At 65.7% G+C, this 8,640-nt stretch carries 7 protein-coding genes; 2 read left to right on the top strand and 5 right to left on the bottom strand.

All coding sequences use genetic code 11. The features are described 5' to 3' along the window. Nucleotides 1–105 precede the first annotated feature (105 nt). The 5 genes from nhaA to FJ934_RS27550 all read right to left on the bottom strand — a co-directional run bounded on the left by nhaA (nt 106) and on the right by FJ934_RS27550 (nt 7,075). A complete protein-coding gene (nhaA, locus tag FJ934_RS27570; RefSeq protein ID WP_140613552.1) occupies nt 106–1,296 on the bottom strand; it encodes a Na+/H+ antiporter NhaA in 1,191 nt (396 codons plus the stop codon). 148 nt (nt 1,297–1,444) lie between these two features. Then, on the bottom strand, nt 1,445–2,008 hold the full coding sequence (locus FJ934_RS27565) for an ActR/PrrA/RegA family redox response regulator transcription factor (RefSeq protein WP_027032803.1): 564 nt from the start codon (nt 2,006–2,008) through the stop codon (nt 1,445–1,447). A 64-nt stretch (nt 2,009–2,072) separates the two neighbouring features. Continuing rightward, nucleotides 2,073–3,404: an ActS/PrrB/RegB family redox-sensitive histidine kinase gene (locus tag FJ934_RS27560; protein WP_140613551.1), complete on the bottom strand. Its 1,332-nt coding sequence runs from the start codon at nt 3,402–3,404 to the stop codon at nt 2,073–2,075. Between the two features lie 117 nt (nt 3,405–3,521). Beyond that, nucleotides 3,522–6,137 (bottom strand): ATP-dependent helicase HrpB, encoded by a 2,616-nt coding sequence (hrpB, locus tag FJ934_RS27555; RefSeq protein WP_140613550.1) that lies wholly within the window; start codon nt 6,135–6,137, stop codon nt 3,522–3,524. A 47-nt stretch (nt 6,138–6,184) separates the two neighbouring features. Next, nucleotides 6,185–7,075 carry a DMT family transporter gene (locus FJ934_RS27550; RefSeq protein ID WP_140613549.1) on the bottom strand — a complete coding sequence of 297 codons (891 nt, stop codon included), beginning with the start codon at nt 7,073–7,075 and terminating at the stop codon, nt 6,185–6,187. 25 nt (nt 7,076–7,100) lie between these two features. On the opposite strand from FJ934_RS27550, the gene FJ934_RS27545 reads away from it, so the two are divergent. Together FJ934_RS27545 and FJ934_RS27540 are read left to right on the top strand one after the other, a co-directional pair. Then, nucleotides 7,101–7,799, top strand: a complete 699-nt coding sequence (locus FJ934_RS27545) for a PIG-L deacetylase family protein (protein WP_140613548.1) — start codon at nt 7,101–7,103, stop codon at nt 7,797–7,799. A gap of 229 nt (nt 7,800–8,028) precedes the next feature. Then, nucleotides 8,029–8,640: ABC transporter substrate-binding protein (locus FJ934_RS27540; protein ID WP_140613547.1), on the top strand; the 612-nt coding region annotated here is incomplete at its 3' end.

Raw genomic sequence — 8,640 nt, 5'->3', positions numbered from 1 at the left:
GAAGTGGTCCGCGCAGCGGACGAAAAGCCAATTGCTTGGCTTTTCGAACGACGAACGCCGGCAGGCAGATGAGGGGCGGCGCGGCGTCTGCCAGAAGCGCGGACGCTATTCCTCGTCCTCTTCCACCCCTCCCACCGCCGGCGCCAGCAAAAGCACCGCCGCGCCGAGGATGGCGGCGATGAAGGAGCCGGCGAGAATGCCGACCTTGACGGAGTCCTGCAGGGTTACATCGCCGGCGAAGGCGAGCAGGCCGATGAACAGGCTCATGGTGAAGCCGATGCCGCAGAGCAGCGACACGCCGAGCATATGCGACCAGCCGGCATGGCCGGGCAGGTCGGCCAGGCCGAGACGGATGGCAAGTGCGGAGGAGCCGAAGACGCCGACCAGTTTGCCGACGACGAGACCGGCGGCGACGCCCAGCGTCAACGGCTCGATCAGCGCGCCAAGGCTCAGGCCGGCGAGCGAAACACCGGCATTGGCAAAGCCGAAGATCGGGACGACTATGAATGCCACGAGCTTGTGCAGGCCGTGCTCGAGCCGGTGCAGGGGCGAATGCTCGAGGTCGTGCCCGGCGGCGCGTTCAAGCGGAATGGTGAGCGCTAGGGCCACGCCGGCGAGCGTGGCGTGGACGCCCGACTTCAGCACCAGCACCCACAGGATGGCGCCAAGCACGAGATAGGGCGCCAGCGTCATCACCCGCATGCGGTTGAGCATGATGAGCGCGGCGATGACGGCGAAGGCGGCGCCGAGGTAGGCCAGCGACAGGCCGCTGGTGTAGAATATGGCGATGATGATGACGGCGCCGAGATCGTCGATGATGGCGAGCGCGGTGAGGAAGACCTTCAGCGAGGCCGGCACCCGGCTGCCGAGAAGCGACAGCACGCCGAGCGCGAAGGCGATGTCGGTGGCGGTCGGGATAGCCCAGCCGGACAAGGCCGGCCCGTTGTTGCGGTTGACGGCGACATAGACAAGGGCAGGAACCACCATGCCGCCGGCGGCCGCGATGCCGGGCAGCACGCGCCTGGGCCAGGTCGAAAGCTGGCCGTCCAGCATCTCGCGTTTGATCTCCAGCCCGACGAGCAGGAAGAACACCGCCATCAGCCCGTCATTGACCCAGTGCGAGACGCTGAGCGGGCCGAGATAGGCGTGGAGAACTGAGAAGTAGGTCTCGGCAAGCGGCGAATTGGCGACGATCAGCGCCAGGGCGGCCGCCACCATCAGAATGATGCCGCCGGCCGCCTCGCTGTCGAGAAATTCGCGGAAGACGGAAACCGGCCGTTGCTTCAAATCCTGCATGTCGCCTCCGTCATCGTTTCCCAAGCGTTTGCGCTGCCCCTCACCTGCCTGCCGGCATCTCTCCCGTATAGTGACGGGGAGAGGGCGCTGTCATCGATGGTTTCGCCAATTACCAATATCGCAAGCGATTGCCTGCGTGCCTCGGCGATCAGCGCGGCGCGCGCTTGGCGAGGATCCGCTGCAGCGTGCGGCGGTGCATGTTGAGCCGGCGCGCGGTCTCGGAGACGTTGCGCTCGCACATTTCGTAGACGCGCTGGATATGCTCCCAGCGGACACGGTCGGCCGACATGGGGTTCTCGGGGGGCGCGGCGCGCTCACCGGTGGTGCGGGTCAGCGCGGCAAAGACATCGTCGGCATCGGCCGGCTTCGACAGATAGTCGACGGCGCCGAGTTTCACCGCTGTCACCGCGGTGGCGATGTTGCCGTAGCCGGTCAGGATGATGGTACGGGAATCCTCGCGCTTCTCGCGGATGGCGGCGACGACATCAAGGCCGTTGCCGTCGCCAAGCCGCATGTCGACCACGGCATAGGCGGGCGGGTTGGCGCGCGCCTTGCCCACCGCCTCCTCGACGCTCTCGGCGGTCTCGACCACGAAGCCCCTGGTTTCCATGGCGCGGGCCAGGCGGGTCAGGAACGGCTTGTCGTCGTCGACGATTAGAAGCGAAGTGTCCTCGCCCTCAACCATTGCGCCAATATTTTCATCGCCTGTCATCGTCTTGGAAATTCCTGCTGCCTTATTTTTACGCAGATATCGTTTTGCGCCGCTATTGTCCAATTCACGCGGTATCAAACATGGTGGCCGGGGCCGATTCCGGGTTCAGGAAGACGGTTCTCGGCCATGAAATCCGCACCACCGCGCCCTCGCCCAGGCCGCTCGAATTGCGGAAATCGAGCGCGGCGCCCGAGCGTTCGAGCAGCGTCTTGGCAATGAACAGGCCAAGCCCCAGGCCACCGCCGGCCTCCGTGCCCTGGCGCGTCGACATGTAAGGCTCGCCGATGCGGTCGATGATCTCGGGCGGAAAGCCGGGCCCGTCGTCGATGATCGAAAAGGTGACGGTCGCCTCGTCCCAGCTCCAGCGCACGGTGACGCTCTTGCGGGCAAAATCGACGGCGTTCTCGACCAGATTGCCGAGGCCGTAGATGACGCCCGGATTGCGGCGCCCGACCGGCTCCGGCCCGGTGCATTCGCCGGGACGAAGCTTGATCGAGATGCCGAAGTCGCGATGCGGCGCGGTGACCTCCTCGACCAGCGAAGTCAGCGGCAAGCGGGACAGATGCGCCTCACCCTCGGACGACAGGCTGGTCAGGCGCTTGAGGATTTCGCGGCAACGCTCGCTCTGCGAGCGCAGCAGCTTCACGTCATCGCCATATTTCGGATCCTTGCCGAGCGCCTTTTCCATTTCCTTGGCGACGAGCGTGATGGTGGCGAGCGGCGTGCCGAGCTCGTGCGCCGCCGCCGCCGCCAGGCCGTCGAGCGCCGAGAGATGCTGCTCGCGCTGCAGCACCAGTTCGGTGGCGGCAAGCGCATTGGCCAGAAGCCGCGCTTCGGCGGCCACCCGGAAGGCATAGATGGCCGTGAAAGTGATCGAGGACAGCACCGCCATCCACATGCCGGCGACATAGATGAAGGGCATCACCAACGGCGCGCCTTCATACCAGGGCAACGGCAGATGGATGAACACAAGCAAGGTTGCCGCCATCATCACCAGCCCGCCGAGAATGGCGGTCAGGCGCAGGGGCAGCGACGTCGCCGAAATGACGACCGGCACGGTCATCAGCAGCGAGAACGGGTTGGTCAGGCCGCCGGTCATGTAGAGCAGGCCGGCAAGCTGCAGGCTGTCGAAGATCAGGATGCCGAAAGCGGCCAACGGGGTGAGCCGGTGCGCGGCCGGAAACCGGAAGGCCAGGAACAGGTTCATCCAGGCCGAGCAGGCGATCAGCGCGAAGCACAGGCTGACCGGCAATGGGAACTTCAAACCATAAGCGACAACGAGCACCGTCACGCTCTGGCCGACGATAGCCAGCCAGCGCAGTCGGATCAGCGTGTTGAGCCGCAGCCGCTGGCTCTGCTGGAAGTCGGGTGCGCGCAAAACGTTGATCATCGCCATGAATTACAACCGCGGAGCCGGGAACGCTAGGTCCGCTCCAGTCCGATGGGGTCGGATTGAAGCTCTACTCCTTGTTGACCATGATCTTGTCTCAAAAACCGGTTTCACTTTTTGGGATCATGCTCGTGGCTTGGCGCGGGCGGTGGCGGTGGCGAGCAGCGGATTTTCCGGCCAGACATGCTTGGGGTAGCGGCCGCGCATGTCGGCGCGCACATCGGCCCAGGAGCCGCGCCAGAAGCCGGGCAGGTCGCGGGTCGTCTGGATCGGCCGATGCGCCGGCGACAGAAGTTCGAGCGTCAGCGGCACGGTGCCGTTGGCGATGGAGGGATGGCGGTCGAGGCCGAACAGTTCCTGCACGCGAACCGCCAGCACCGGCCATTCGCCGTCATAACGGATCGGCACGTGACTGCCCGACGGGGCGTCGAAATGGGTCGGCGCCAGCGCATCGACCTTGCGCTGCAGGTCATGCGGCACGAGCGAGGTCAGGCCCGCCGGGACAACGCCGGGGTCGACGGCGGCCAGGGATGCGGCCCCCGACAGGAAGGGCAGCAGCCAGTCGTCGAGGCGTTCGAGAAGTGCTGCGTCCGACATGTCCGGCCAGGGCGAGCCGAGGCCGCGATGCAACCAGGAGAGGCGCTGGCGCAGCGTCTCGGCCTCCTTGCTCCAGCTCAGCAGCGACAGCCCGTGCTCACGCACCGCGTCAACGATGGCGTGGTCGGCCTCGGCACCGGCCGGCGCCGGCAGCATGCGCTCGGCGAGCGTGATGGCGCCGAGGCGCACCGTTTCGCGCACGCGCACGGCGCGGCGCTCGCGGTCGAAGCTCGTTTGCTTGCGCGTCTCGATCCGGTCGGCCAGCGCGGTGCGGATGTCGTCCTCGGTTATTGCCGCCGCCGCCGCGATGCGCGCATTCTGCGCCTTGCCCTGCAGATCGGCGACGACCAGAAACGGCTCGCCTGCCAAGAGGTCGGCGGCATCGAGCATGGCGCCGGAGCCATTGGCCAGCACGAAGCGGCCGCGCTCGCCGCGCGCCTTGGCGACGCGGTCCGGCCAGGCGTGGATGAGAAGGGGACCGGCGGCCACATCCCCCTCCTCGTGGGGCTCCAAGGGACGGGCGAGACCTGTGGCTCGCCCCGGTGTGTCGACCCCCGAAGCACTGTGGGGTGGAGGGATGGGTCGCGTGCCCGAACCGACCCCACCCCGTCTCTCTCGCTTCGCTGCGCTCAGCTCGGTCGCCGACCCTCCCCTCGAGGGGGAGGGTAAGGCCTGCTTCGCCAGCCTCTCGGCCAATTGCCGCGCGGCGGTGGCGCGCGGCGATCTTTCCCAGCGAAAGCGCATCAGCCGCCGTTCCAGATCGGCGCCGTCCCCGCCAAGGCCGCGTTCGGTGAGCAACACCGCCAGCATGGCCGCCTCGTCGGCATGGCCGCTCCTGGCTGCTTCGGCGACCATATGCGCCAGCCGCACGGGCAGAGCGAGCTTGCGCATGGAAGCGCCCGCTTCGGTCAAGCGCCCGGTCTCGTCGATGGCGTGGAGCGCGCGCAGCAGCATCCTTGCCTCGTTGAGCGCCGGTGCCGGTGGCGGATCGAGAAAGGCGAGCCCGGCCGGATCGGCGACACCGAAAGCGGCGCAATCGAGCAGCAGGCCGGATAGGTCCGCTTCGAGGATTTCCGGCGGCGTGAAGGCGGGAAGCGCCGCCGTCTGCTCGGCGCGCCACAACCGGATGGCGTCGCCGGCCTGCGTTCGGCCGGCGCGGCCGGCGCGCTGGTCGGCGGAAGCCTTGCTGACGCGCACGGTCTCCAGCCTTGTCAGGCCGCTTGCCGGTTCATAGCACGGCAACCGCGACAGGCCGGAATCGATGACGACGCGCACGCCGTCGATGGTGATGGAGGTCTCGGCGATCGAGGTCGCCAGCACCACCTTGCGGCGGCCTGCCAGCGCCGGCTTGATCGCCGCATCCTGCGCCTTGCCGTCGAGTTGGCCGTAGAGCGGAACGATGTCGGTGTCGGTGCCAACCCTGCCGGCCAGCCGTTCGGCGGTGCGCTCGATCTCGCGCTGGCCCGGCAGGAAAGCGAGCACGCTGCCGCTTTCTTCGGCAAGGGCCGCACGGATCGCCTTGGCCATGGCGTCCTCGACCGGGACGCCGGCCGGCCGCTCGTCGTAGCGGACATCGACAGGAAAAGCGCGACCTTCGCTCTCGATCACCGGCGCGCCCGACAGGAGTTTCGCGACGCGGGCGCCATCGAGCGTTGCCGACATGACGACCAAGCGCAGGTCGGGCCGCAGCGCACCTTGCACGTCGAGCGCCAGCGCCAGACCGAAATCGCCGTCGAGAGAGCGCTCGTGGAATTCGTCGAAAATGACAGCCGAGACGCCGGGCAGTTCGGGGTCGTCGAGGATCATGCGCGCGAGCACACCCTCGGTGACGACCAGTATCCTGGTCTTGGCCGAAGTGCGGTTCTCCATGCGCATGGCGTAGCCCACGGTGCCGCCGGGCTCCTCGCTCAGCAGCTCGGCCATGCGGCGGGCGGCGGCGCGAGCGGCGAGCCGGCGCGGCTCAAGCAGCACGATTTTGCCCGTGCCAAGCCAAGAGGCATCCAGCAGTGCCAAGGGCACCAGCGTCGTCTTGCCGGCACCGGGCGGCGCCACAAGAACCGCGCTGTTGCCCTTGCCGAGCGCTTCACTGAGCGCCGGCAGCACGGCTGTGACCGGAAGTTCCGGCAGGGGTCTTGTCGTCATCGCGTCCGCATATCAGCGGTCGCGGTCGCCATGCAATACGTACGGCCTCATAGCCTGGTCCGTGAAAACGGATTCCAACGCACGGTGCCGAGCCGCACCTCCTCGCGCACCATGGTCAGCAGACCGGAACCGCCGACCACCGCCAGACCAACCAGCGACAGCCAGTCGGGATATTCCTGGAAGAACAGCGCGCCGAGGATGACCGCCCAGACGATCTGCGAATAATGCGTCGGGGCGATCCGGTTGGCGGGCGCGTATTTGGCGGCCAGAAGCTGCATGAATTGCCCGCAGGCCGTGAAAGCGCCTGCCATCACCAGCCACACCAGCTGCCTTCCGTCGGGAAGAGTGAAGGAGGTGGTGGCGGCGCCGATACCGTTGAACAGCAGCCCATAGCCGACCAGCACGCCGAGCATGGTCGTGCGCTTCTCCTGCTGCGCCAGCGAACGCATCAGGATGACGCTGGCGGCTGCGAGAAAGGCGATGGTGAACGCCGCGAGGTGACCGAGATGCAATTCGCGGAAACCCGGCCGCACCACCAGCATGACGCCGGCAAAGCCGGCGACCACCGCCAGCCAGCGCCACGGGCCAACCTTTTCCTTGAGGATCACGGTCGAGAGAATGGTGACGAACAGCGGCGCGAGGAAAATCAGCGCATAGGTCTCGGCCAGCGGGATGGTGGTGAAGGCGTAGACGCTGAGCACACCCGATGCAATGCCGGCCCAGGCACGCGCCTGCACCGCCCATGGACGCTTTGTGCGCCAGAAGTCACGCCAGCGTTCGTCAGCAGGACGGCTGAAGAATAGGAAACAGCCGGCAAATAGCGTCGAGAAGAAGCCGATCTCGAACACCGTGAACTGACCACCCAGGCTCTTGATAACGGCATCGCTGCACGAATAGCTTGCATAGGCGATCAGGGCGAGCAGGATTCCGTTCGGCACGTTTTCATTTCCGGGAGAGAGTAGCGTGAAAATACTGGCGCTCGGTGCGCATCCCGACGACATCGAGATCTTCATGTTCGGTACGATGGCCGCCTATGCGGCGCAAGGCGCAGAACTGACTTTTGCCGTGGCCACGGATGGTGCCAGGGGCGGCATGAGCGATGCCAGGGTTCTGGCTCGTGTCCGCCGCGACGAAGCGACTGCCGCGGCCGCCTTGCTTGGCGCGACGCCGCGCTTCCTCGACTTTCCCGACGGCGAACTGGTGGCCGACGGCGCGCTCATCAGTGAGTTGAAAACACTTCTACGCGAGATCGGACCGGATCTTGTGATCACGCATGCGCCCAACGACTATCACGCCGACCATCGGTCCCTGTCCGACGGCGTGCGAATCGCGGCCTCGTTCGGCGTCCCCGTGCTGCACGCCGACACGATGGGCGGCACCGGATTCGCGCCCACACACTATGTCGATATTTCCGCCTATCGGGATATCAAGACGCAGGCGATCCGCGCCCACCGGTCGCAGGGGCCGGAGCAATATGTCTACAGAGCGCGCATTCAGAACGAATTTCGCGCCGGCCAATGCAACGGGCTCCCTGGTTCATTGGCGGAGGCCTTCCGCTTCGAGCCGACATTTCCCTTCGCCGACATACGGGCATTGTTGCCGCCGGCGCCGCCCCTGCGGCCGGTGACGCCAATCCCGGACGCCGCCAACGAGACCGGCTAAGCGGCAGCCGGAGCAACCCGGCGTTCATTTTCCAACGATTTCAAGCGCCCGTTTGGGCATGTTGCGGCGCAGCGACGAATTCGCTTGCGTTGTTTAGTAAAAATTGCATCACTAAACAAATTACTAAACATCGACAGTGCTGCCGCGCCGCCGTGTTTGGGCCCCTGAGGAGAGGGTTGAGGATTTTTGAAACCGTCATCCGGGCGCGTTTCGCAAATGGGAGGAAGGCATGAAATCGAGCTTGAAACTGGCGTTGGGACTGGCTTCGGCGATTACAGCGTCGACAGCCGTTTCGAACGTCGCGCACGCTGAAGACCTGACGCTGTGCTGGGCCGCCTGGGACCCGGCAAACGCGCTGGTCGAACTTTCCAAGGACTTTACCAAGGAAACCGGCATCGGCATGAAATTCGAATTCGTGCCATGGACGAACTATGCCGACCGCTTCCTCAACGAACTGAACTCGCACGGCAAATTGTGCGACCTGATCATCGGCGATAGCCAGTGGATCGGCGGCGCGGCCGAGAACGGCCACTATGTCAAGCTGAACGACTTCTTCGACAAGGAGAAGATCAGCATGGACGACTTCGTGCCGGCGACCGTCGTCGGCTATTCGGAATGGCCGAAGAACACGCCCAATTACTGGGCGCTGCCGGCCATGGGCGACGTCGTCGGCTGGACCTATCGCAAGGACTGGTTCTCGAAGCCCGAATTGCAGAAGGAATTCAAGGAGAAATATGGCTGGGACCTCGGCCCGCCGGCCACCTTCGACCAGCTGAAACAGATCGCTGAATTCTTCCAGAAGCGGCAGATCGACGGCAAGACGGTCTATGGCGCCTCGATC

It is taken from the genome of Mesorhizobium sp. B2-4-12 (genome assembly GCF_006441575.1).
Classification (GTDB): domain Bacteria; phylum Pseudomonadota; class Alphaproteobacteria; order Rhizobiales; family Rhizobiaceae; genus Mesorhizobium.
This window is presented reverse-complemented; position numbering and strand designations above follow the sequence as displayed.